Source organism: Vibrio toranzoniae (assembly GCF_024347655.1).
GTDB lineage: Bacteria > Pseudomonadota > Gammaproteobacteria > Enterobacterales > Vibrionaceae > Vibrio > Vibrio toranzoniae.
This window is the reverse complement of the sequence record NZ_AP025515.1, coordinates 196,124-220,993: the sequence shown is the minus strand read 5'-3', so window position 1 is coordinate 220,993 and position 24,870 is coordinate 196,124. Positions and strand designations below refer to the sequence as shown.

General features: G+C 44.1%; 21 protein-coding genes. 11 read left to right on the top strand and 10 right to left on the bottom strand.

Annotation, left to right across the window (positions count from 1 at the left end):
* Positions 1–262 precede the first annotated feature (262 nt).
* On the bottom strand, positions 263–1,687 hold the full coding sequence (locus OCU50_RS15475; RefSeq protein WP_060466818.1) for a methyl-accepting chemotaxis protein: 1,425 nt from the start codon (positions 1,685–1,687) through the stop codon (positions 263–265).
* 148 nt (positions 1,688–1,835) lie between these two features.
* Positions 1,836–3,059, bottom strand: coding sequence for an aromatic amino acid transport family protein (locus tag OCU50_RS15470; RefSeq protein ID WP_060466817.1), 1,224 nt, complete (start codon positions 3,057–3,059; stop codon positions 1,836–1,838).
* Positions 3,060–3,504: 445 nt separating this feature from the next.
* Here OCU50_RS15470 and OCU50_RS15465 point away from each other — a divergent pair, with 445 nt between their 5' ends.
* From OCU50_RS15465 to OCU50_RS15455, 3 genes are all read left to right on the top strand, one after another.
* Positions 3,505–3,642, top strand: coding sequence for a hypothetical protein (locus tag OCU50_RS15465; protein WP_167346757.1), 138 nt, complete (start codon positions 3,505–3,507; stop codon positions 3,640–3,642).
* Positions 3,643–3,803: 161 nt separating this feature from the next.
* The gene (locus OCU50_RS15460) at positions 3,804–4,415 is read left to right on the top strand and encodes an acyl carrier protein phosphodiesterase (RefSeq protein ID WP_060466816.1); all 612 of its coding nucleotides are present in this window, start codon (positions 3,804–3,806) and stop codon (positions 4,413–4,415) included.
* A gap of 57 nt (positions 4,416–4,472) precedes the next feature.
* The gene (locus tag OCU50_RS15455) at positions 4,473–5,744 is read left to right on the top strand and encodes a DEAD/DEAH box helicase (protein ID WP_060466815.1); all 1,272 of its coding nucleotides are present in this window, start codon (positions 4,473–4,475) and stop codon (positions 5,742–5,744) included.
* A gap of 227 nt (positions 5,745–5,971) precedes the next feature.
* Here the strand turns inward: OCU50_RS15455 and OCU50_RS15450 are convergent, their stop codons facing one another.
* The 6 genes from OCU50_RS15450 to OCU50_RS15425 all read right to left on the bottom strand — a co-directional run bounded on the left by OCU50_RS15450 (position 5,972) and on the right by OCU50_RS15425 (position 13,165).
* Complete coding sequence (locus OCU50_RS15450; RefSeq protein ID WP_060466814.1) at positions 5,972–7,378, bottom strand: aspartate aminotransferase family protein; 1,407 nt, start codon at positions 7,376–7,378, stop codon at positions 5,972–5,974.
* A 35-nt stretch (positions 7,379–7,413) separates the two neighbouring features.
* On the bottom strand, positions 7,414–8,934 hold the full coding sequence (locus OCU50_RS15445) for an NAD-dependent succinate-semialdehyde dehydrogenase (RefSeq protein WP_060466813.1): 1,521 nt from the start codon (positions 8,932–8,934) through the stop codon (positions 7,414–7,416).
* 155 nt (positions 8,935–9,089) lie between these two features.
* Complete coding sequence (locus OCU50_RS15440) at positions 9,090–9,569, bottom strand: Lrp/AsnC family transcriptional regulator (protein WP_060466812.1); 480 nt, start codon at positions 9,567–9,569, stop codon at positions 9,090–9,092.
* 25 nt (positions 9,570–9,594) lie between these two features.
* The gene (doeB, locus tag OCU50_RS15435) at positions 9,595–10,602 is read right to left on the bottom strand and encodes a N(2)-acetyl-L-2,4-diaminobutanoate deacetylase DoeB (protein WP_060466811.1); all 1,008 of its coding nucleotides are present in this window, start codon (positions 10,600–10,602) and stop codon (positions 9,595–9,597) included.
* Between the two features lie 53 nt (positions 10,603–10,655).
* Positions 10,656–11,843 (bottom strand): ectoine hydrolase DoeA, encoded by a 1,188-nt coding sequence (gene doeA / locus OCU50_RS15430; RefSeq protein WP_060466810.1) that lies wholly within the window; start codon positions 11,841–11,843, stop codon positions 10,656–10,658.
* 587 nt (positions 11,844–12,430) lie between these two features.
* Positions 12,431–13,165 carry a TetR/AcrR family transcriptional regulator gene (locus tag OCU50_RS15425; RefSeq protein WP_060466809.1) on the bottom strand — a complete coding sequence of 245 codons (735 nt, stop codon included), beginning with the start codon at positions 13,163–13,165 and terminating at the stop codon, positions 12,431–12,433.
* A gap of 156 nt (positions 13,166–13,321) precedes the next feature.
* On the opposite strand from OCU50_RS15425, the gene OCU50_RS15420 reads away from it, so the two are divergent.
* Genes OCU50_RS15420 through OCU50_RS15410 form a run of 3 tightly spaced genes read left to right on the top strand, consistent with a single transcriptional unit; the run spans position 13,322 to position 18,521 of the window.
* Positions 13,322–14,410, top strand: a complete 1,089-nt coding sequence (locus OCU50_RS15420) for an efflux RND transporter periplasmic adaptor subunit (RefSeq protein WP_060466808.1) — start codon at positions 13,322–13,324, stop codon at positions 14,408–14,410.
* Positions 14,410–15,465, top strand: coding sequence for an efflux RND transporter periplasmic adaptor subunit (locus OCU50_RS15415; protein WP_060466807.1), 1,056 nt, complete (start codon positions 14,410–14,412; stop codon positions 15,463–15,465). The genes OCU50_RS15420 and OCU50_RS15415 overlap by 1 nt, the downstream gene beginning before the upstream one ends.
* Positions 15,462–18,521, top strand: a complete 3,060-nt coding sequence (locus tag OCU50_RS15410) for an efflux RND transporter permease subunit (protein ID WP_060466806.1) — start codon at positions 15,462–15,464, stop codon at positions 18,519–18,521. Before OCU50_RS15415 ends, OCU50_RS15410 begins: the two co-directional genes overlap by 4 nt.
* A 123-nt stretch (positions 18,522–18,644) precedes the next feature.
* Here the strand turns inward: OCU50_RS15410 and OCU50_RS15405 are convergent, their stop codons facing one another.
* A complete protein-coding gene (locus OCU50_RS15405) occupies positions 18,645–19,280 on the bottom strand; it encodes a hypothetical protein (RefSeq protein ID WP_060466805.1) in 636 nt (211 codons plus the stop codon).
* 290 nt (positions 19,281–19,570) lie between these two features.
* Between OCU50_RS15405 and OCU50_RS15400 the strand changes: the two genes are divergently transcribed.
* The 3 genes from OCU50_RS15400 (at position 19,571) to OCU50_RS15390 (ending at position 21,075) form a co-directional block, all read left to right on the top strand.
* Positions 19,571–19,816, top strand: coding sequence for a DUF2164 domain-containing protein (locus OCU50_RS15400; protein WP_017058334.1), 246 nt, complete (start codon positions 19,571–19,573; stop codon positions 19,814–19,816).
* Between the two features lie 153 nt (positions 19,817–19,969).
* Positions 19,970–20,509, top strand: a complete 540-nt coding sequence (locus tag OCU50_RS15395) for a cytochrome b (RefSeq protein WP_060466804.1) — start codon at positions 19,970–19,972, stop codon at positions 20,507–20,509.
* Positions 20,506–21,075 carry a YceI family protein gene (locus tag OCU50_RS15390; protein ID WP_060466803.1) on the top strand — a complete coding sequence of 190 codons (570 nt, stop codon included), beginning with the start codon at positions 20,506–20,508 and terminating at the stop codon, positions 21,073–21,075. The genes OCU50_RS15395 and OCU50_RS15390 overlap by 4 nt, the downstream gene beginning before the upstream one ends.
* Before the next feature lie 364 nt (positions 21,076–21,439).
* Here the strand turns inward: OCU50_RS15390 and focA are convergent, their stop codons facing one another.
* The gene (gene focA / locus OCU50_RS15385) at positions 21,440–22,891 is read right to left on the bottom strand and encodes a formate transporter FocA (protein WP_060466802.1); all 1,452 of its coding nucleotides are present in this window, start codon (positions 22,889–22,891) and stop codon (positions 21,440–21,442) included.
* Between the two features lie 257 nt (positions 22,892–23,148).
* Between focA and OCU50_RS15380 the strand changes: the two genes are divergently transcribed.
* Both OCU50_RS15380 and OCU50_RS15375 read left to right on the top strand, forming a co-directional pair.
* The gene (locus OCU50_RS15380) at positions 23,149–24,054 is read left to right on the top strand and encodes a LysR substrate-binding domain-containing protein (protein WP_017058330.1); all 906 of its coding nucleotides are present in this window, start codon (positions 23,149–23,151) and stop codon (positions 24,052–24,054) included.
* 206 nt (positions 24,055–24,260) lie between these two features.
* Positions 24,261–24,755 (top strand): DUF1097 domain-containing protein, encoded by a 495-nt coding sequence (locus OCU50_RS15375; protein ID WP_060466801.1) that lies wholly within the window; start codon positions 24,261–24,263, stop codon positions 24,753–24,755.
* Positions 24,756–24,870: the final 115 nt, after the last annotated feature.

The following is a 24,870-nucleotide window of genomic DNA, read 5'->3' as shown; positions in this document are numbered from 1 at the left end:
AGTGGGCACACAGTGGTGCGTCTCATTTTAGATGAATACGTTACTTTTTCGGTGCTAGTTTCGATGTTGTAACGGTAGGCTTTGCTGCCAATGGTTGGATTGAAACTGTGAGATCCAACCTCAGACCGATATATCTTTAATGACAACCTAGCTTTCAGCGTAAACTAATTTAAAACACTCATAAGGGAAAAGGGCTCTATCGAGCCCTTCTTCGTTTCGTTGATTTTAACTTAGAGTCACTTAGTGTTATTTAGGTCGAACGCTAAGTACGGTATCTTGCTAATGTTTTAGATAAAGACACCGATGCTTCTGTTAGCTTAGATACGCCATTTGAAGAGTTTTGTACCACGTCTTTAATCACATTGGATTGACTACGGATATCGTTAAGTTCCGCTGCGACGGTATTCGCGACGTTACTTTGCTCATCCGCTGACGTTGCTATCTGAATACTCATGTCCATTAGAGCTTGAGCCGAGTCGGCGATAGAGTTCACGTCATCACCAATATTTGAAATCAACTGGCTACTGGTTTGTGCTTGATTGACCGTTTTCTCGGTGATCTTTGCGATATTTTGACTTTCTTGTTGTAAACGTTCAATCATTGCGTGGATTTCAACCGTAGCTGATTGAGTTCTACTCGCCAGGGTCCTCACTTCATCAGCAACGACCGCGAAACCACGACCTTGTTCACCCGCACGAGCTGCTTCAATCGCAGCATTCAGGGCAAGTAGGTTGGTTTGCTCTGAGATAGCGTTGATCGTCGTGATCACTTCATTAATTTGGCTGGTGTTCACATTCAAGCTGGTAACAGAAGAAGAGGTTTGCTCAATCAAAGATGAAAGGGTGGTGATCTCTGAGATTGCGAGTTGAACTTTAGCGTGGCTGTCATTGATTTGCTGCGTATCGTGCTCAGTTTGCTCTGTTGCACGCGCGGAAATATTAGTCACTTCATTCGCAGATGCCGTCATCTGATCCATTGCTGTCGCAACAGAGTCTAGGGATGAGTTCTGGCTAATGATTTGTGTTTCGCTGCGCTTCATCTCTTTTTCGAAAGAAGCAGACGTTTCACTTAGTGAGGCTGCGCTGTGATTAACGTTATTAACCAACTCACTTAGGGTGTCCATTGAGCGATCGAGTGCACAACCAATCGTACCAAATTCATCACGGCCAGGGTGGAAACCAAGGCGTGAAGTTAAGTCACCATCACCAATCTTTTGAGTCGTTGAGTAAAGTACCCAAAGAGCGCCACCTAAGAAGGTCGCTACCCAATAACAGAAAAGACCAAAAGGCACACACCATAAAAGACTGAGTAATAAAGTGTACAGTGCTTGCTGCTTTTGGTTTTGTGTATCGTTGTTTGAGACGGTAAGAGAGTAGTAATTACCATCTTGTCCAATAGCTGTTGCGGTAACCGCGCCATTGTTCGAAATGATGGTTTCTTGAGCGCCTGTTTGTTGGCTAACAGAACGAACAGAGGCAGGGGAATCTGACGCTGATAAAATGCCTTTGAGTTGATATTCAACTTGCTGTTTTGCACTTGCGTCAATTTGTTCCATTTTGTTGACGTAGCTCATTCCAGCTAGGCTCGCCACAGCGGCGAAAAAGATTAAGAAAATAACCCAAAACTTATCGTTGATAGACATTTTAATAAACAGCTTGTCTATCGTTCGAAATTGTACTTCTTTCATAAAAACTCCACGGTAAATCCTTTACCGTGGACTCTAAATAACCGATCTCAATAAAAATGTGACAACAATCAATTAATTGTGAAAATTAATGATACCAACATGCCATTTATGAGATCTCCATCAAGTGTAATTGTTAGATATGGGTTTATTAACCTAATGAAGGTAGTAATCCCACTGAAATAAGAATTTGAGTGGCAATGATAAATACACCAACGCTGCCGGCTAAAAATAACGCTTTGCTTCCGCCTAACACTTGGTAGGTCGCTTCTGTACCTTGAGGCTTTGCTGAGAAGTTCGTGTAGCGCACTTTGTATACCATCACGGTTGGTAAAAGAATCGCCAATACTGACAGTGCAATTGCGGCGTAACCCAAGGCCATGATGAAACCTTGTGGATAAAATAACGCAAACCCCAGTGGTGGCAAGAAGGTGATAGCGGCTGTTTTAACGCGTTTTGCATTACCTAGTTTCTTGCTCAATGAATCGCCCATGAATTCAAACAAACCTAAACTAACGCCAATAAAAGAAGTCAGAAGCGCAAGATCGGCAAATACACCAACTATCACACTTAAGTTTGATTGTTGAACGGTTTGCGACAGTGAGACTAAAAGTGCGCCTAAGCTTGTGTCTGATAGCAACTGTTCTTGGCTAACTACACCTAAAGTTACGCTCTGCCAGAATACGTATATAACCAACGGCAATGCAGAACCAATAATCATTACCTTACGTAAAGAGCGAACATCACCATCTAAGTACCGGACAATTGATGGAATACTGCCGTGAAAACCAAAAGAGGTAAATACAACCGGTATCGCTGCAACAACAAGGCCTTGTTGTAAAGGCATGCTCATTAGGTACTGCGAAGTAATATTTGGAGCTAAGAAGCTGAGCACGATGACCATTGCGATCAACTTTAATCCAAATAAAACTCGGTTAACTTTATCGACACTATGTGTACCAATGGTCACAACGCATGCAACTAACAGTGTGAACAAAAGCGTTGTGATTTGGCTATTAAGTTGAATGTTAGTGATCTCAGAGATACGCTGATTAAATTGTGCACCACCGCCGGCTATGTATGCCGCACATAAAGCGTAGAAGAGAAACATAACGGCGAAGCTCGCTATCCACTTTCCTTTGGTCCCTAAAATTGTGTGAGCTAAAGTATGTAGGGTGGCGTCCGATTCTGCGAATTGGTGAAGCTCCACCATTAATAATGCAGTGAAGGCCATTAGAGCCCATAACCCCAGCATTAAAAAAAGTGAAGTTGAGAAACCAATTCCAGCTGAAGCGAGTGGAAGGGCGAGCATGCCAGCACCAATTGTAGTGCCTGCAATGATCAAAGTACTACCAAAAACCTTTGATTTATTCATTGTATATAATTCTTTACGTTAAGGTGTGTTTACGTTGTAATTCTTCTAGCTTAAGAGAATAAACCCAAAGAATATCTCGATTTTTAAGTATTCTGATTGAGTTTAATTTCAAATGCAATGCTTAATGTAATTTTAAATATCCACTGTAAATTTTATTGTACATTCGATTGAGTTCGATGAGTGGAATGAAAAGGGCAAACGTTTGACTATGATCCGCTTCAAAACTTTTAGAGTAATTAGTTGTACTTAGTGTAAGGTGTTAGTACATATGTCGTTCGCGCATACCCCTTTAGCGTAACAAGCGTTAATGATCGCGAGTAGCTTCAAGCTATAAATATGGAATGGGTAAAGTAGAGTGCTTTCATCAAAGTGACATAATATAAGTCCAAGATGGTGCACTAGTTAACAGGACATTATGTCCACACCAAGGAATAGAGGGGGCACTATGAGTGACCAATCTTATAATGACGAAAGTCTTGAGTTGTTAGATGCTATGGAAATCGGCATTGATTTATCTGACTATGAGCAGACCGTTCAACAGCTGGCAGAAGAACTTTTTAAATCTCAAACTAAGCTTTCTTAGCTAAAGATTTTGTAGTTCAACATTCTCAAATTAAACAATTCTTAAACTGAGCAAATCTCATTCGCTCACACTTCATAGCAAAACTATCCTCATTAAAGTTCGCGAAGATAAACGAGTACGTTTACCATGTTACTTAGTTCTCGATACTTTAATGAGGTTCAATGAACTTTCTCGCACACCTACACATCGCTCAACATTGTAACAGCAACTTAGCCGGTAATTTGTTAGGTGACTTCGTTAAGGGTGACCCCAATAAACACTATTCAGATTCGCTTTCTAACGGCATAAGACTTCATCGATTCGTTGATAGCTATACCGACCGTCATGATGTTTCACGCTCTGCAAAATCTCTCTTTTCAGACCAAACAAGACGCTTTGCGCCTATTGCGCTCGATGTATTCTGGGATCATTGTTTGGCTAATCATTGGCAGAAGTTCTCGACACAATCGTTAGAGCACTTTTGTTTAGACAGTCATCAACAGATTTTTGAGCATCAAGAGTCACACTGGCCTGAAAACTTCATTACTATTCATCAGAAGATGGCAGAACAACGATGGCTGGAAAGCTATCAAGACATGTCTTCTATTGAGCTAGTATTACAGCGAATGGCTTTAAGAAGGCCTAAGCTAGGCATGCTAAAAAACTGTTACCAAGACCTCGAACGCCACTATGATAAGTTGCAGTGTCACTTTCATGAGCTATATCCAAGCGTTTTAGCGGAAGCAAACCAGTTTAGTACGCTTCAATTGATGAAAAATCAAAAGGAAAGGTAAACAGCGTAATGCAGGTTTGCTACAATCCGCGCCTATTTAATCTTTGAGCATCATACTATGTCTGAACCTACTAAATCTTTTAACCAACTTGGATTGTCTGAGCACCTTCTTACTACGCTATCAGAGCTAAATTTTACGGCTCCAACCAGTGTTCAAGAACAAGCGATTCCTTTGGTATTAGAAGGTAAAGATGTATTGGCAGGTGCGCAAACGGGTACCGGCAAAACGGCAGCATTTGGTTTGCCGATTATTCAAAGATTAATCGAGACTAAAGACAACGTTATCCCCAACCCTAAGTTAGTTCGCGCATTGGTTTTAGTACCAACTCGTGAACTCGCACAACAGGTATTTGATAATGTAACCAGCTACGCGAAAGGCACGGACCTGAAAGTGGTTGTGGCTTATGGCGGCGTAAGTATGAAGGTTCAAACTGACAACTTACGCGCAGGCGCAGATATCTTGGTAGCAACACCTGGTCGTTTGATTGATCACATGTTCACTAAGAACATTATGCTGAGCCAGACAGAAGTATTGGTATTGGACGAAGCTGACCGTATGCTTGATATGGGTTTTATGCCAGATATTAAACGCATTCTTTCGCGTATGAATGAAGTTCGCCAAACCTTGTTCTTCTCGGCTACGTTCGATAACAAGATCAAAGCAATGGCGTATCGCATGATGCAGTCACCAAGTGAAATTCAAGTGACGCCTAAAAACAGCACGGCTGACACCGTGACTCAGATGGTTTATCCGGTTGATAAATCACGTAAAAGTGAACTGTTGGCTTACTTGATCGGTTCAAAGAACTGGCAACAAGTGTTGGTCTTCACCAAAACTAAGCAGGGGACTGATGCGCTCGTAAAAGAACTTAAGCTAGACGGCATAAAAGCGGCATCAATTAATGGTGATAAGAGTCAGGGTGCTCGTCAAAAAGCACTCGACGATTTCAAATCAGGCAAGGTGCGAGCGTTGATTGCAACTGATGTCGCAGCGCGTGGTATCGATATTCAGCAGCTAGAACAAGTTGTGAACTATGATATGCCATTCAAGGCGGAAGACTACGTTCACCGTATTGGTCGTACTGGCCGTGCAGGTAACAGTGGCTTAGCAACCTCTTTAATGAGTCAGGATGAGGCGTACCTATTGGGGGATATCGAGCGACTACTGGATACGCGTTTGCCTCAAGAGTGGCTAGAGGGCTTTGAACCAAGTCTTGAAAAAGACCTTGCCCCCGAGCGCGGTGGTCGCAGTAAGAGTCGTTCATCAGAAAAGCGCAAGATGAAAGCGAAACTTAAGATCCATCAAAATCGTGGTAAAGCGCGTCGTTAAGAAAGGGGTTGTACACGGCTCTTCTTCTATTCGTCTCAATGCTTTACATTCCGCATCTTATTGACCTTGAACAACAATTTAACTCTTCGCCTAACCTGTCAATCGATTTTTATGCGGAAAGTATTGCTGGTATTGTTTCCATGTCGTCTATCTCTTAGGACCGCCCCTCTAATTTGGTTAGAGGGGGCGGTAATTGTTGGTAGGTTTGCGAGTAGGGTCATGCGCGGCTATTTTGGCTGCCACTGTTTAGACGTGACGAGGTTATCCATCACTTTGTTTACCGCTTGATGCGCTTTATCGACAATGGTGTCGATGTCATTACGATTTGCGATAAGCGGTGGAGCAAAGCCGAGGATGTCACCATGTGGCATTGCTCGTGCGATCAACCCCTGTTCTAAACAGGCCGCCGCGATTTGTGGACCCACTTTCAAGTTTGGATCAAAGTGTGCTCGGCGGAGTTTGTCGGAAGAAAACTCCAACGCATGTAACAAGCCAATACCACGGGTATCACCGACTAATGGATGATCGTTAAACGTCTCCGCCATGCGTTGCTGCAAGTAAGCCCCGACGTCGGCTGCGTTTTGCACCAAGCCTTCCCGCTCAATGATATCGAGATTGCAGTTCGCGGCCGCCGCTCCCATTGGGTGACCAGAATAGGTGTAGCCGTGTCCAATGGCGCCCCATTGGTCGGTGCCGTTTTCTAGCACACTCCAAACGCGTTCTCCAACGATCACACCTGACAGAGGTTGATACGCTGAGGTTAACCCTTTCGCTACCGTGATGAGATCCGGTTTCATGTCGTAATGAAGTGAGCCAAAGTCGGAGCCGAGGCGACCAAAGCCACAGACCACTTCATCCGCAATCAAGAGTACATCGTATTTGTCGAGCACTTTGCGAATTGCCTGCCAGTAACCTTCTGGTGGTGGCACAATACCACCAGTACCGAGCACCGGCTCTGCGATCATCGCCGCCACCGTTTCTGGGCCTTCTTCCAAGATCATCGCTTCGAGTTGATCCGCACAATATTGAGAGAATTCAAGCTCAGACATACTCTCGTCTTCACGGCGGTAGTAATACGGCGCCATGGTGTGCTTGATGCGATCAAGCGGTAAATCAAAATGTGCGTGGAACAGAGGTAACCCGGTCATTGAACCCGAAGCGATACTTGAACCATGGTAGCCACGATCACGGGAGATGATTTTTTTCTTCTCTGGTAGACCACGAGCATTGTTGTAGTACCACACTAGCTTAAGTTGAGTCTCGTTCGCGTCACTGCCTGACATGCCGTAGTAGACTTTGCTCATGCCTTCAGGCGCCATTTTGATAATGCGGTCTGACAGTGTGACTAGCGCTTCGTTCGTATGGCCGACGTAAGTGTGGTAGTACGCCAACGCTTTGGCTTGTTCATAAATGGCATCGGCCATTTCAGTCCTGCCATAGCCAATGTTCACACAATACAACCCGGCAAAGCCGTCTATTAGCTCGATGCCTTCTGAGTCGGTGATGCGTATTCCGTTTCCGCTCGAGATAATTCTTCCCGAAAGCTCCCCAGCCGCATACTGCTTCAGGTGGGTTGAGGCATGAAATACTCTCTGACGATCGATCTCTAAAAGTTGTTGGGTTTTGTTGCTCATGATCCTTCTCCTCTTGGATATCCATATTTCGTATCTCAACTGCCACTGACGGTAGGCAATGCGCCCAAGCAGCAGTATTTGATTTCACTGTATTCTTCAAAGCCGTGGCGACTGCCTTCTCGTCCAAGCCCTGACTGTTTCACGCCGCCGAATGGGATAGGGTGGCCAGTCATCTTGACCGAGTTCACGCTCACCATGCCAAACTCCAAACCACGCATGCAGCGCCAAATTTGGTGAATATCGTGACCATAAACATAGGCAGCTAAGCCGTACTCAGTGTCGTTGCTCATTTCAATCACGGTATTTAAGTCTTGGTAAGGCAATACGCCTGCTACAGGACAAAAATTCTCTTCGCGATACACCGCCATGTCTGGGGTGACATCGGCCAGTAATGTTGGCGCGAAGAAGTTTTCGCTTGGTACGGGCTGGTGGTATCCCGTCACCAATCGCGCGCCCTTGTCGAGTGCGTCACGCACCAAATCATGTGCTTTATCGACTGCAGCTAGATTGATCAGCGGCCCCATGGTGGTTTTTTCATCTAAACCATTGCCTAAAACGATGTGGTTCATTTCTTTGGCAAACGCTTCCAAAAACGCTTCGTACTTATCATCAGGGACGAAGATACGGTTTGCGGCCAAGCAGTCTTGTCCCGCAGTTTGAAACTTGGCATCCACGGCGGCTTTGGCTGCTTGCTCGATATCCATATCTGCCAGTACGATGAAAGGGGCATTACCGCCGAGCTCCATGCTGCATTTCTTCACGGTTTGTGCCGCGTCGCGCAGCAGTAATTTACCCACTCGAGTTGAGCCTGTGAATGAGAGCGCTTTGACTTTATCGGAGTGACACAAGGTTTGTGACACCATCACCGCATCGCCAGTGATCACATTAAATACACCTGGCGGAAAACCAGCTCGGTCCGCCAACTCTGCCAAGGCCAATGCCGAGAAAGGCGTTTCACTGGCGGGTTTAATGAGCACTGGACAGCCTATCGCTAATGCCGCGGCGGCTTTTCGTGTGATCATGGCATTAGGAAAGTTCCATGGCGTAATCAATGCTGCGACACCAATCGGTTCGCGCATCGTCGACAGTTGCGCATTCGGAATATGACTTGGGATGGTTTCGCCATAGTTACGTCGTGCTTCCTCTGCAAACCAACGAATAAAGGAGGCGCCGTAGTCAATCTCACCTAAAGCATCACCTAATGTTTTGCCTTGTTCCATGACCATCAAACGAGCGAGATCTTGTTTTGATTCTAGAATCAGATCGTGCCAACACATGAGAATTTCAGCGCGTTGTTCTGCTTGCATTTTTCGCCATTGACGAAAGGCTTGATCGGCTTCATCAATCGCTTGATAGAGTTGTTGTTGAGATAGCTTAGTGATGTAGCCGATGACCGTACCATCCGCTGGGTTAACCACCGGGTGAAATTGGTCACCACTTACCCATTTGCCATTTACGTACGCTAAACCTCTCACCAAGCGTACATCTTTCATTATCGCCATCATGTCGTGCGAGGCTTTTAATTCCTCTGCATGTAAGCTGTGCAGTGCTGTCATGATTCCCTCTCCCAGCGTCGTTGTCCATCGTTAAACTGTAGTGGAGAAGTGAACGGAATAATTTCTGATACCGAGGTTTAAACCATCAGAATTTTCTTTTCCGCATTGTTAGATATGATGAATTTTCTGGTTGCGTTTTAAGCGTATTTTCTCTTTTAGAACAAGACGCTTTGTTTGACTTCTAATATGTCTGCATCACGTTTAATTGTTTTCGTCACGATGTAAGTAAAGTAGCGCTCAATACCCACTTCTGACTCCAACCAGTTGTCGATAAGACGCTGATATTGATCGATATCTTCAGCCTGAATTTTGAGGATGTAATCGACACCGCCACCTGTGGCATAACAATCCGTGACTTCTGGTGAATGTTGAACCAGTTTCTCAAAACGTTTGAATGCTTGAGCGTTGTGTTCTTTGAGCGTGACTTCAACCATTACCGACGTTCGTTTGAACAAAACATCGGTATTTATTTTTGCACCGTAACCTTCAATAATGCCGGCTTCTTCCAGTTTTTTGACACGCTCCCAGCAAGGGCTAACGGATAGATTAATGGCCTCGGCTAGGTGAGATTTGGTGATACGACCGTGGTCATGGAGTATCTGTAGAATTTTTATGTCGTAGCGATCGAGGCGCATAATTGCTCTCCCTATAAAATACCAATCAGTTCAATTCGCCACAGTCTTTAGCGATCACGGCGACAGTGTCACCAGTATTCACCATGGAGGGGAAACGACGTGCAGCAAAAATACCACTACGCTGAGCTTTGTATTCGATAGGGGCGGTCCCTGTGCGCTCGGTCGAATAGATCCTCATCAAAACATCGCCTTGTTTGATGGTGTCGCCAAGCTCAAATAAGTATTCGGCGATGCCATTGTGCTGGCTTTGCACGTAGCAACTTGCATCGGGCATATCAAGTAACTTGGTTGGCTGGGTTGTTTTTTCGTAATCACCAGATAAGTTGCCTGAAAAACGTAAGAAATTACGGATTCCACGGTCGGCATAAGCGATGGTTTCTGGGGTACTGGTTCCGCCGCCTCTGAGTTCTGTGGTGACAAATATTTTGCCTTGAGATTCGACGGTAGTGTCGTACAGGCTAGTGGTGTCCATTTCGAGTAAGATCATGGTGTAAGGCGCGCCAAACAGTTTTGCACCTAAGATGCATGCTTCTTCTTGGTCGAGGTTGTCGAGACGGTGGGCTGCGGCGAAAGGTACGATGTCTAGCGTTTTACCACCGGAGTGAATGTCTAACGCAAACTCGCACATGGGTACCAAGTAACGAGTAAAATAATCCGCGATTTTCTCGGTCACGGAGCCAACAGGGTTTCCTGGAAAGCTGCGATTTAAATTCCCTTTATCGATAGATGACGTACGCGAAGCATTTTGTACCGCAGGTAAGTTCATCATAGGCACAATAATAACACGGCCTTGGATTTGCTCGGCTTGAAGCGAGTTTGCTAATTTAAGTAGGCTGGTGATACCTTCGTATTCATCACCATGATTACCGCCAGTAAGTAGTGATGTTGAACCGTGACCATTCTTAATCACGGTTATAGGTATCATGATGCTTCCCCAAGCGGAGTCATCGTGGGAATAGGGGAGCGTTAAAAAACCGTGCTGTACGCCTTCTCGGTCAAAGTCTACGGTGGCTGTGATCGAGGTTTTTTGCATATCAACTCCTTTTTGTTCTTAAGCTTAGTTCACAGAACTTAAGGTTTGAAATATTAGTGTTTAATAAAGAGGTGTCGTGGAAAATCACACAGGGTTTTTGCACCATCACTCGTGATCACAATACTTTCGGTGGTTTCTAACCCCCAATCTTCAAACCATAGTCCCGGCATAAAGTGGAATGCCATGCCTTCTTTCAATACGGTTTTATCAGTGTCTCGTAAACTCATGGTCCGCTCGCCCCAATCTGGTGGGTAGCTCATACCAATTGGATAACCACAACGCGCGCCTTCTCGTGAGAATCCTGCTTTATCGAGAACTTGGTTTAATGCATTGGCGATTTCGGCGCAGGTGTTACCGGGTTTTGCCACTTCTAAGCCTGCTTCGAGACCTAAATTTAAGGCTTCATCGGCACGTTTAAACTTGTCGTCTGGTTCCCCAAGAAAAATGGTGCGAGAGAGTGGGCAATGGTAACGGCGGTGCGCCCCAGCGATTTCGAAAAAAGTACCTTCGCCTTTTTTGAATGGTCTATCGTCCCACGTTAGGTGAGGTGCAGAGGCATCAGCACCAGATGGCAAAAGGGGCACTATCGCCGTGTAATCACCAAAGTGGTCTTCATGTCCGAGCACCGCTTGGCGGTTAATCTCGGCGACAAGGTGGTGTTTCGGCAACCCTGGCTCGATCATATCGAACGCAACACGGTGCATGTTTTCAACAATGCGAGCCGCGCGGTACATGTAAGCGAGTTCTTGATCGGATTTAACGGCGCGACACCAGTTCACTAGCCCGGTAGCATCGAGAAGTTGAGCATTCGGTAAGTGAGTGATAAGTGATTCATAGGCGGTGGCACTAAAGTAATAGTTGTCTTTTTCTACACCGATACGACCGCGATCCCAAAGGCGCGGAACCAGTACGGCTTCTACCAGAAAATCCATCGGATGTAATGGCGGGTTCATAACATAATGGTCAGGGTAATAGGTGATGTTTTCTGCAGACATATACGCAGTTCTGTACGCCCCATTTGCATCTTGGCAGCGCCCAAACCAAACAGGCTCGCCAGAGGAGCCCACAACGACACATTGTGGTACATAAAAAGACCAACCGTCGTAACCTGTCAGCCATGCCATGTTAGAAGGATCGTGAATGATAAGGACATCCAATTCTCGTTCTTCCATCGACAGCCGAACTTTTGTTAATCGGTCCTGGAACTCATCCAGTGTAAAATGCAAAGCAACGCCTCTCATAATCTCTCCTTGTTAAAAGTCCGACGCCTTATGGGCCTTCGGAGACGTTGAGGTATTTCTACCTTCCACTAGGTCTGTTAGACCTGCGTTTAAACTGTTGCAACTCACTACTGCGGCTGTGTTTGATTTAAACGATGTCATTTAGCATGCTTGTTGAATCTATACCTCTGATATCAATCATTACAATTGTGGCTCATTTTTGTGGTTCACACCGTATTTATGATTGAAATTCCATCGATTGTTAATTTTTAGTTACAGTTATTGTTGAGAATTAATCAATTAAAATATTGTGTCATGCATATGGTTACGCGGAGAAAAACGTGCTCTCGAGGCTTGGGTAGGAAATGGTGCGTTGGTAAGATCAGGTTTTTAATCGACCAATGCCTTATGTGCGATGTCTGGTGCAGCTTACGTATTCTACGTAAGCAATAATTGGTTATGTTGGACCGATAATGTGGCCGAAAATACTGGAGTATCTCTACATTAAGATCGACACAAATAAAAATGCGCCGTTACAGTTGGCTCTGTAACGGCGCATTTTTTATCAAGTAAACTAATTTACAATCAGGATATATTCAAACATCGGTTTACTGATGTTCTTGGTTACACTTCCATACGCAAGGCACATCGTAAATCAGCTCTCCAATAGAGCTTGGATTCAACACCCATTCACTGTCGACATTAAACTTGCTGACCATTTGTGTATTGAACAACTGCCAATGCATGTGCAAGGCTTCTTCTGGAGTTGCTTCCATTTCACCTTCGTTCCACGTACTTTCCATAAATGGTGTTAGGCACACAGCACCATGTGCATACATGATCATTTGCCACTTAACTTCATAAATATTGATCATTTTGTCTGGATTCGCATCATTATATTGCGCTGCCAATTGATTTATTTCCTTTTCAATATCACCAGTGTTGTCGATAAAGTAATCAACTAGGTGATCTTCTTGGCGGACTGAATCAGAAATAAGCTGCATTGGTCTGCGTGAGTGAATCATGTTGCTAAAAAGGCGCATGCTAAACAAATAGATAGAAATGTTTGGTGCTACGTCTTTGGGAAGCTCTTCCATTATCTTAGCAATATAAGACTGAAAATATACGTGTAAACAATCGCTTATCGCATGCCATATCTTCTCTTTACTACCAAAATGATGGCGGATAAGGCTATGCGATACACCTGCTCTTTCACTGATGTTTCGCAGTGAAACACGATCATAGCCAAAGTCACAGAACATATCTGCGGCAACGCCCATGATCAAAAAACGCGTCTCTTCGGCGTCTTTTGCACTTCTTCTACCTTGTTTCTTTTCAGTCATCTTCAATTCACACATTTATCTGATTGCCGCATTCTACACTGTTTTCACTCAAATAAAAAATACTGCACAAGTGGAAAGTAAAGGTTGTACATTGTCAGGCTTTGAATATACTGCACGAATGGATAGTAAACTGTAATAATTAAATGGAGAAGCATCATGCAATCCAATTTGTCTATAAAAAATATGACGAGTAAGCAGGTAGGAGTGGCTCTAACCACATTATTGCTCGCAGGCTATCTGGCGGGATGTGACAAGGTTCAGTCAGAAGAAAATGTTCAAGTTGTTAAACCAGTAAAGTTGTTTAAGGTTCCACTACAGACTGATGTTGGGTTTGATAATTTTATCGCAAAGATTGATGCGACCGACCGTGCTGCACTCTCTTTCAATGTGGGGGGAGATATTGAAACCTTCTTTGTTCGTATGGGGCAAGAAGTGAAAAAAGGGCAAGTGCTCGCCGTGTTAGATGCAACGGATTTCCGTATTGCGGTGGATGCTGCACAAGCTAAATTTGATCTAGCGAACAGCCAATACAAGCAAGCGTCAGAGTTGTACTCGAAGAAGCTGGTGAGTACGGATTACTACGACCAAGCCGTAAACACCTTTACTGCCGCTCAAGTTGAGTTGGACCAAGCAAAAACAAATCTTGGTTACACCACGCTAGTTGCTCCATTTGATGGTGTGGTATCGATGGTGTTTGGTAAGCAATACCAATTGATCGCTGAAAAACAGCCGGTACTTAACATTTTGAATCACAGTGAAATGGATGTGACTTTCTCTATTCCGGTATCAAAGCTTGAAGACCGTTCGGTTCAAGACCTAATCAGCTCAAACATGTGGGTTGTGATGGATAGCCACCGTGGGATACGTATCCCAACACGTTTTAAAGAGATCTCAACTCAACCCGACGAAGACACCAACAGCTTCCAAGCCGTTGTGTCTATTAAAAAAACTGATGATATCAAGCTTCTTTCCGGCATGACGGCGCAAGTCGAAGTTGAAAAAAGCAAACCTGACAACGGTGTCGGTATTGTCGATTCAGCATGGTTAAACAAACAAGCAGACCACGGAGAACTTTGGCGCTATGACCCAGAGTCTCAGTTGATCTCTAAAGTAAAAGTGACGCTGGATAATCAAGGCAATGTAATTGACGGTCTTTCTTCGGGCGACCTAATCGTCGAAGCTGGTGTCAGTGGGTTATCAGATGGGCAACAAGTAAAAGCTTGGTTACGTGAGGGTGGTATCTAATGAACCTTTCCAAATTATCAGTTGTGGTTGCTTCGGCCTTATTGCTGCAAGCGTGTAACAACGAAATGGAGCTCCGCGAGCAACAGCCACTTTTGGTTTCAACGTTTAAAGTCGGTGCGCCACTTACTGAACAACACCGTAGATTTAACGGACAGGTAATGCCTGCTGAGCTCACTCCTTTGGCATTTAAACTAGCTGGTGAGATCCAGCAAGTATTGGTTGAAGCGGGAGACAAGGTCGAAAAAGGGCAGTTACTGGCTACTTTAGACAATGCGACTTACCAACAAAACCTGACCGATGCAAAGTCTCAGTTCGAACTTGCGAATAAGCAATTGACTCGTGGTACTGAGATGTTCGGTAGCAAGATGTTGTCGCAATCAGAATACGATCAACTGACCGCTAACCACAAGCTGGCATCGGCTAATTTGGCTGCAGCAGAACGTAAGCTAAGTTACACAAAGCTTCTAGCACCATTTTATGGAACGGTTTCAACCGTCGATAAGCAACGCTTTGAAAATACGACACCAGGTGAAACGCTACTTAGTTTGTATCAGAACGATAAGGTTTACGTACGAATTCAAGTATCCGATTCGATCTTAGCGTCGATCAGCCCTGACATGCGTTCAAGTAGCTACCGTCCTGAGGCGACCTTTGGTGGTCACTCTGGAGAATATCCTCTGACGTATCTAGAGCACACCAGTGAATTGCACCCACAATCACGTACATACGAGTTTTGGATGCAGATGCAGCAACCTGAAAGTGAAATTCTGCCGGGTACGAGCGTTACGGTCAATGTCGACATGGGGAAAGCAGGCCTAAGTGATGTTCAAGGCTACCAGTTACCAATGACGACGCTACAAGCAGGCGCTGAAGCGAACCAATTTTACGTGTGGAAAATGGAAGACGGCCAAGCATTCAAAAGCGAAGTGGAAGTCGACAAGATCAGCGGCCAAGGCGCACTTATCGCTCATGGTGTTGAGCAAGGTGAGCTACTCGTAAATTCGAATCTAAGAAAACTCCGTGACGGAATCCAATTGTCAGGAAAAGCAGAATGAACATCGCAGAATATTCAATAAAGAACAAAGTAATCAGTTGGCTGTTTCTCGTCATTTTGGCCGTTGGCGGTGTCACGTCTTTTGGTAATCTATCTCGTTTAGAAGACCCTGCTTTTACTATTAAAGATGCCATGATTATTTCAACTTACCCTGGCGCTACGTCTATGGAAGTTGAAGAGGAGCTCACTTACCCGCTTGAAAAGGAGATAAGACAGCTCCCTTACATCGATAAGATCACATCGACCTCTTCGAACGGTTTGTCTCAAATTACAGTTAGCATGAAGATGGACTACGGGCCCGACGAGCTGCCACAAATCTGGGATGAAATGCGCCGCAAGATCAACGACCTACAGCCAACGTTACCAAGTGGTGTGAATTCCGTTCAGATCATTGATGATTTTGGTGATGTATTCGGTGTGATGATCATGTTGACCGGTGATGGCTATGATTATGTCGAGCTAAAACAGTACGCAGATTACCTAACGCGTGAAGTTGAACTGGTTGATGGTGTTGGTAAAGTCAGTATTGCGGGTGACCAACAAGAACAACTGTTTGTTGAGATGTCTCTGGAACGCTTAGCCGCATTGAATCTAGACATGTCGACGGTTACGTCACTGTTAGCACAACAAAACAGTGTGGTGTCGGCAGGCGAAGTAATGCTGAATGGTCAAAGCCTAACGATCAAACCTAACGGTACATTGAGCACAGTTGAGGAGCTCGAAAACCTGATCATTCATGGTCGTGATACAGGTAACTTGATTCGATTAAAAGATGTCGCTGAAGTGACTCGTGGTATTCAAGAAAAACCGGGCAATGTATTAACGTACAACGGTAAACCCGCAATCAACCTAGGTATTGCATTCTCTTCAGGCGTAAACGTGGTTGAGATTGGTAAAGCACTGGATGTAGAACTGGATCGCCTAGAAAGCATTAAACCAGCAGGTGTAGAGCTGAACTACTTTTACAACCAAGCGCAAGAAGTCGATAAATCAGTGGCTGACTTCTTAATCAGCCTAGTTGAAGCGGTAGCCATCGTTATCATTGTACTGCTGTTCGCAATGGGCTTACGCAGTGGTTTGATCATTGGCTTGGTTCTTCTATTGACGGTATTCGGTACCTTCATCCTGATGGACTACAACGATGTTGAACTGCACCGTATCTCACTGGGTGCGCTGATTATCGCGTTGGGTATGCTGGTGGATAATGCGATTGTTGTCGTTGAAGGTATTCTGGTTGGTTTGAAGAAAGGTAAGACCAAGCTTCAAGCCGCGAAAGACATTGTGACACAAACACAATGGCCACTATTGGGCGCGACTATTATCGCTATCACAGCCTTTGCGCCGATCGGTTTGTCGAAAGACGCGACAGGAGAGTTCATGGGTTCACTGTTCTGGGTACTGTGCTTCTCGTTATTCTTGAGTTGGGTTACGGCACTAACATTGACGCCATTCCTTGCTGAGATGTTGCTTAAAGAAGAAGACAAGGTCGATGAGAACCAAGACCCGTACAAAGGTATTTTGTTTGTTGTATTCGGCACGTCTCTGAAATTTGCATTGCGTTTTAGATGGTTAACCGTAGTGAGCATGATAGCTTTGTTGGCTGCTTCGATCGCCGGTTTTGGTATGGTGAAGCAACAGTTCTTCCCACCATCAAACACGCCAATGTTTTTCGTGGATATGTGGATGCCTGAAGGTACGGATGTTCGTGAAACCATCAAACAGACTGAAAAGGTTGAAAGCTACATTCGTCAGCAAGACGACGTTGAGTTTGTAACAACAACGGTTGGACAGGGCATGCAACGTTTTGCGCTGACATATCAACCAGAGAAAAGCTACGAAGCGTACAGCCAGTTACAAGTAAGGACCACTGACCGTGAAACCATGTTCAAGGTTCTAGCAGGGTTAGACAAAAACTTAGTCAACAAATTTGAACAACCGACGTTTCAATTCAAATTGATTGAGTTTGGCCCTTCACCAGCTTCAAAAATAGAAGCGCGTATTATCGGCGCTGATCCACAAGTACTGCGTAACATTGCCGTTGAAGTCGAAGATATTTTGTTGACGGATCCAGGCTCGCGAAATGTTCGTCACGACTGGCGTGAACGTACTAAAGAGCTTATACCATTGTTCAACGAATCTAAGGCTCGTCGCCTAGGCATTTCAAAAACTGATTTGTCTGAGACGTTACAGATGGCGTTTGGTGGCCAAAACATTGGGTTATTGCGTGATGGTACTCATATGTTACCTATCGTGGCGCGTTTACCGGAAAAAGAGCGTTTTGATTTTGAATCGCTAAACAATGTGAAGATTTGGAGCCCATCGCTACAAACTTACATCCCAGTTGAGCAAGTGATCGATGGCGTAGATCTTCAATGGTCTGAACCACTGATTCAGCGTCGTGATAGAAAACGTACGCTAACGGTGCTAGCTGACCACGACGTGCTTGGTGATGAAACACCAGCGAGTTTGTTTGCTCGTGTGAAACCAAAGGTAGAAGCATTAAATTTACCAGAAGGCTACAGCATTAGTTGGGGAGGGGAATATGAGACCTCTAAAGATGCTCAAGAATCTCTATTTGGTTCACTGCCAATGGGTTATTTGTTGATGTTTATCATCACCATGCTTCTGTTTAACTCGCTTCGTAAGCCGCTTGTGATTTGGTTTACGGTTCCACTCTCTATCATTGGTGTTTCGATTGGTCTGTTAGGTACTAATATGCCATTTAGCTTCACGGCATTCCTAGGCTTATTGAGTCTAAGCGGCATGATTCTGAAGAACGGTATTGTACTGCTTGACCAGATCAACAGCGAGCTAGCAACAGGTAAAGACCCTTACTTAGCGGTTGTCGACAGCGCGATTAGTCGTGTACGACCGGTATCTATGGCAGCACTGACGACTATCTTGGGTATGATTCCTTTGGTATTCGATGCATTTTTCGGCTCGATGGCGATTACCATCATGGCAGGCTTAGGCTTTGCTACAGTACTAACGCTAATAGTAGTACCAGTGATGTTCGCTATTCTATATAGAATCAAACCGTCCACTGCGGGTTATTAGGGATTGATATAAAACAGATTCTTTTAAGCCAGCCCAGTCAGTTTTGATTGGGCTTTTTTACATGTGTGATGTGTTAACATGTGAGATTGGCAAGCGGTGACTAGGGCGTGTTGACCCATATTCTTACTGCCATTGAAGTACAGCATAAAGTTGCATGTATTTACGAACCAACTGTTGATTCCCTGACCGTTTTAACGGGTGACCGAATTTAATAAAACATGGGCTGATACTAAAGTTATTATTTAAATCAGTAGCGAATTGAGAATCACTCTCTCTTAGCGTGATACCTTGTTGGCTATATTCAGTGATCTCGTCTGGGAGTTCGCCCATCCACCAATGTAAGAGCTCACCACTGCTTTTGCCTCGGCTTATCCAATGATCAGAGACAATGATTAAAAGGTCATTGGGTTGGATAGCAAACCCATACTCTGATTGCCAATTATGAATGTCTAACATTAACTTTCTACGACAGGTTTTACCTGCACTCACCATATGATGGCTGATCGTCCATACGGTACCTATCTCAGAAGAAATTCGGAAATGTCGAGGGGCATCACTGGAAGAAAACATTTCAAGTGGACTTGTATGACTCGCATGATTAAAGCTAACGAAGGTGTGTTCCATTCGTCTGGCAAAAGCTTTCCCTATGTGATGCTCACTGATCCCTTGATTATGTACGGTAGGATAATGGTGTTCACAGAGTTTTAGGCAATCATCTTGAAACTGATTGACGCTTTTAATCACGAGATCTAATAACAATGAAGTCCCTTATGCATAGTTACTATTTTATTGATGGGCAATAGTACGGTAATTTTTGTGTCTTTACCTATTAGCAAAGTGTGAGTTCTTGATCTCTCTATCAAAATTAGCTATTCCTAGCCGTTTTTATGGATAGCGCTGGCACTTAGCTGATCTGTATTCTAAATTATGAGGAATTCTAATCAGTTAGAAAGACTATAGCGAGTTAGCTAATGTTCATTGGGTTAGCGAAATTATAGTTTAGTCAGCTGATCTCGATTGACTTATTTACTCTTAACTTGGAAGTATTCATGACCATTCAATTAGATTCGAAACAAAAGTCTGAGCTAACCCATGCCCTTCAAAAGTACCTGCAAGATGAACTTGATGTAGAACTTGGTCAGTTTGATACTGAGTTTTTGATTGATTTTATAAGTAAAAAGTTTGGGGCCATTTACTACAACAAGGGGGTAGAAGACGCTCAGAAAGTAATGGAACGTAAAATGTTAGACATATCAGACGAGCTCTATGAAATTGAGCAAATCGTTGAAATTTAACCTCTATGACCAACTTGTTCAAAAAAGTTGAATAACTCGTTTAATTTGGAACGATGTAATTAATGTAAAGCTTGGTAAATAATATGTTACACAAACTTGGTGTAGGGTACGCTTTTCGAAACTACACTACTCGTTAATATTCGGAATAGGTTCATGGACAATAACGTTAGAAATTACAACCCCTTAGCAAGAGCGATGCATTGGGTATCAGCCCTCGCGATTTTTGGACTATTTGGTGTAGGCTTGTGGATGGTTGATCTTTCATATTACAGCGAGTGGTACAAAACAGCGCCAGATTACCACCGTTCGGTAGGTATTCTTTTGGCTATCGTTACTGTTATCCGTTTGCTTTGGAAGTTAGTTACCGCGTCACCTAAAGTGGAAGGTAAAGGCTACGAAGTTGCAGCAGCGAAGGTTGCTCACGGCTTTATGTACATCAATTTAGCGGTTTTATTTATTTCAGGTTATTTGATTTCAACATCAGATGGCCGCGGGATCGAAGTATTCAATTGGTTCACTGTACCAAGTATGGGTGAACTATTTGCAAACCAATCTGATCTCGCAGGTACGGTTCACTACTATGCTGCATGGGTACTGATCATCATGGCATCAGTGCACGCCTTAGCGGCGATAAAACACCACGTTATCGACAAAGACGATACGCTACGAAAAATGATAGGAGCTTCAAAATGAAAAAGTCAATTATCGCTACAGGATTAGCATTTGCTATGGCAATGCCTTTCGCTGCGAACGCCGCTGATTACGTGATTGATACAAAAGGTGCGCATGCTTCAGTTAACTTTAAAGTTAGCCACCTAGGTTACAGCTTTATCCAAGGTCGTTTTAACACATTCTCAGGTGATTTCTCATTTGATGAAAGCAACGTTGAAGCGTCTAAAGTCAACGTAACTATTGATACAACAAGCCTTGATTCAAACCACGCAGAACGTGACAAGCACATCCGTAGCTCTGACTTCATTGATGCAGGCAAATTCTCAGACGCAACATTCAACAGCACAAAAGTGGTTGATAAAGGTGACGGTAAACTTGAAGTTATGGGCGACCTTAAACTTCACGGTGTAACTAAACCTATCGTTATTGAAGCTGAATTCATCGGTGCTGGTCAAGACCCGTGGGGCGGTGAGCGTGCTGGCTTCGTTGGTACAACTCGTCTAGAACTTGCTGACTTCAACATTCCAGTAATGGGCGCTTCAAGCTATGTAGACATGGAACTACACGTTGAAGGTGTAAAGAAATAATCTAGCTATTAATGCTAACTGGTATCAAGCTTATGTAGTATCAAAGTTGAATAGATACTTAGAAAGCGGCAGTTAGAAATAGAGAAAGGCGCAAAGTTATCACTTTGCGCCTTTTTATTATGGTAAATGGTCACGCGTTTAGATCTGTTTTGTGTCAAATCTTTAGTTGCGCTTTAAGCCACCATTTACTTTTAGCCAGTCAACGTTGCCATGACTGATTTATCTAGGCGAACAACTAATCCCTAACTGTTCAACCTTGTCCTAGTTAACTAACCACTTCCTAGTCAAACAGTCGTTGGCTACACGCTTCCTAGTTAAACCGTTGGTTGCAAGTTAAATCACTGTAAGTTAGACCATTAGCCAGTTAAGCCGTTTCTAGTTCCGCTTTTGGTACTGCGTTTAGGCGGTCACCGTAGATTGGGCGAAGTGCTTGCATCACCTCAATGCGAGTTAGAACCCCGACCATCACACCGTTTTCCAATACCGGCAGCATATGTGGTTGGCTCACTTTCATCGCTTTTGCACGCTCTTCTAGAGAAAGAGAAGTCAAGCGAGTTGCGAAGCCCATACTTGTCGTCGGGTACAGTTGCTCTTTGTCGATACATAGGAACTCAGCCACATCAACCAACTTGTCGTTTGCGCCGATAGCCACAACATCACGGCTCATTAGGTCTACGACTTTCTGGCCTTTAGTTGGGATGTAGTCTTGGCACCAAAGGTCAACCATTACATCGTGAACAGAGAAAATACCCACTAGACGACCTTCAACATCGCAAACTGGAGCGCTAACAAGTTGAGCATCTAAAAGTGAATCAATTGCCACAGATGTAGGCATTTCTACGCTCAGTGTAATTGGTTGAGTGTTCATGATTTGCTTGATAGTCGTTGCTGTATTCATAGTGGTTTCCTTAACTGACGTAATTTCTGTTGTTTGTGTAATTGTTGTAATTTTTGCTGCTGTAAGTTGTGGGCGACGATAAATGCTCCAATTGGCTAAGCCGACCAATACTGCACCACCGACTATGTTGCCGATTGTTACTGGCACCAAGTTTGCGGTGACAAATTTCATGATGTTTAGGTCTGCGTACTGGGTTGGTGTTGCGCCAATTTGCATCCAAAAACTTTCTGGTGCGAATGTTTGAATCGTGATGCCTAGTGGAACCATGAACATATTCGCCACACAGTGTTCAAAGCCTGAACTAACGAACATTGCTACGGGTAATACAGTCATCATCGCTTTGGTCATAGCGTTAGCAGAACTGAACGTTAACCAAATGGCTAAACACACCAATAAGTTACAAAGCACACCCAAAGCAAAAGCTTGAACAGGGCTGTGGTGTAGCTTGTGTTGAGCAATATTCAGAGCATTTAACCCCCATTGCCCGCCATCTAATTGATACAATCCTGCTGCACTTACTAGAGCCAAAAGGAACATGGCACCGATAAAATTGCCGACATACACCTTGCCCCAAATAGACAACATCTTAGTGAAAGTAATCTGTTTGTTAGCCCATGAGATGCTTGATAACACTGAGCTGGTGAACAGCTCGCCACCGCAAATCACAATCAAGATTAAACCCATACTGAATGCAAGACCGCCGGCTAAGCGACTCAATCCCCATCCAGCATTAGCGCTACCCGTGGTTACCGTGATGTAGAATAAGAAAGCCAGCCCTATAAATGCACCAGCCATGATCGCCAAACTCACTGTCATGCTGCTGGTTTTATTTGCTTTGCTTAAGGAAAACTTCTCTGCTTCCGCCATCATTTGTGCTGGTGAGAACAGTTGATAGTTTTCAGAAGTACTGGTTACCATACTCCCCCCTTGAACAATCCGTCATGTGTAATTCCTAGTGTTAATGACTCGGTTAATCCGTGATGTTTTGCAGGTTTCGTTGTGTCCTGCCATTCCAGATTAGGGAGTTGAGGAGTTGAGGTAAAATTGATAATTTTTAGAAACCACATCAAAATTATTGATATAGATTTGGTTACGCGTAGAATGAAATTGATTGCTCATCGGCTTAAAAAAACGAGCAGCAGGACACAAATAATTAAAATCATTAAGGATGAATTTTGCGTTATTCATTAAAGCAACTCGCGGTATTTGATGCAGTGGCAGATTCCGGGAGTGTTAGTCATGCAGCAGACAAGTTGGCGTTGACTCAATCAGCGACAAGTATGTCTCTTGCACAGTTGGAAAAAATGCTCGGCAGGCCTTTATTTGAAAGGCAGGGTAAGCAAATGGCTCTTACTCATTGGGGGATGTGGCTAAGGCCAAAAGCGAAGCGTTTACTGCAAGATGCGCAGCAAATCGAAATGGGATTTTACGAGCAGCATTTATTGAGTGGAGAGCTCAAATTAGGCGCGAGCCAAACCCCGGCAGAACATCTCGTTCCTGACCTCATCAGTATTATTGATAACGACTTTCCAGAGATGCGAATCTCGCTTGGAGTACAAAGTACCGATGCCGTTATCGATGGCGTATTAGATTATCAATATGACTTAGGTGTGATCGAAGGTCGTTGCGATGACAACCGAGTTCATCAAGAAGTATGGTGTACTGACCATTTAACGGTCGTTGCATCCGCTCATCACCCCTTTGCGAAACGTGAACGTGTGAGTTTGGCGCAGTTAGAGCAAGCGAAGTGGGTATTGCGTGAACATGGTTCGGGTACCCGCAAAGTTTTTGATAGCTCTATTCATCATTTAATTGGTGACCTTGATGTGTGGCGAGAATATGAACACGTTCCTGTTTTAAGAAGCTTAGTAGCAAACGGGCCATATTTAACGTGTTTACCTTATCTCGATGTCGAGCAGTTTGTTGAATCAGGTCAGCTTGTTACTTTGAATGTCCCTGAGCTTGAAATGGAACGTACGCTTTCATTTATTTGGCGTGCTGACATGGCAGAAAACCCACTTGCCGAGTGTATTAAGCGCGAAGGTAAGCGCATGATGAAAGGCAAACCGTCCGTTCTCTAGCGATAAATTGCCAACAACCACTGATAACTAAATGTGTTGAATAAGCGATTCCGGTCTCTATCTCGTGATATAAGAACATTTGTGTACATTATTAATGTGATCATGATCAGCTAAAAGAAGGCGTTCTTACCATAATATGCTTACTTGATTTTAAGTGAGGCTAAATCCGGTTGCGTTCAATTGCGTAATTAGGCTTTAGAAATAGTATGAGTACATTAGTCGCGATTTCACTAACAACAGGTATTTTGTCAGGTCTGTGGGGATGGATTGCTATCTCTTTGGGATTATTGTCATGGGCAGGCTTCTTAGGTTGCACCAGTTACTTTGCATCGCCAATAGGCGGCGTTAAAGGATTAGCAGGTAGCTTATTGACCAATATGACAGGCGTGTTCTGGGCTATGGTGATAATCGAAAGCTCAACCTTCGTAGGGTTAGAGATTTTTGGCTATGTGATCACTGCTATTGTGGCTTTCTTTATGTGTATTCAAGCGAAACAAGCGTGGCTAGCTTATATCCCAGGAACCTTCATTGGTTGCTGTGCAACGTTTGCGGCAGGTGGCGATTGGCAACTTGTAGTACCATCTTTACTGCTTGGTGGTGTGTTTGGATACTTAATGAAAGCGACGGGGCTATGGCTTCACGATAAATCAAGCCAATCTTCGGAAGTGGTTGAACAACACACTAAGCAAGCGAAGGCCTAACTCGTTAAGTAGGTGCTGCTCTAGTGACGGTGAACTCTTGCAAGATAACCCCCAATTAATTTGTATAACTATTTATACAGGCACACCTATTTGGTGTGCCTTTTTTGTTCCGGGG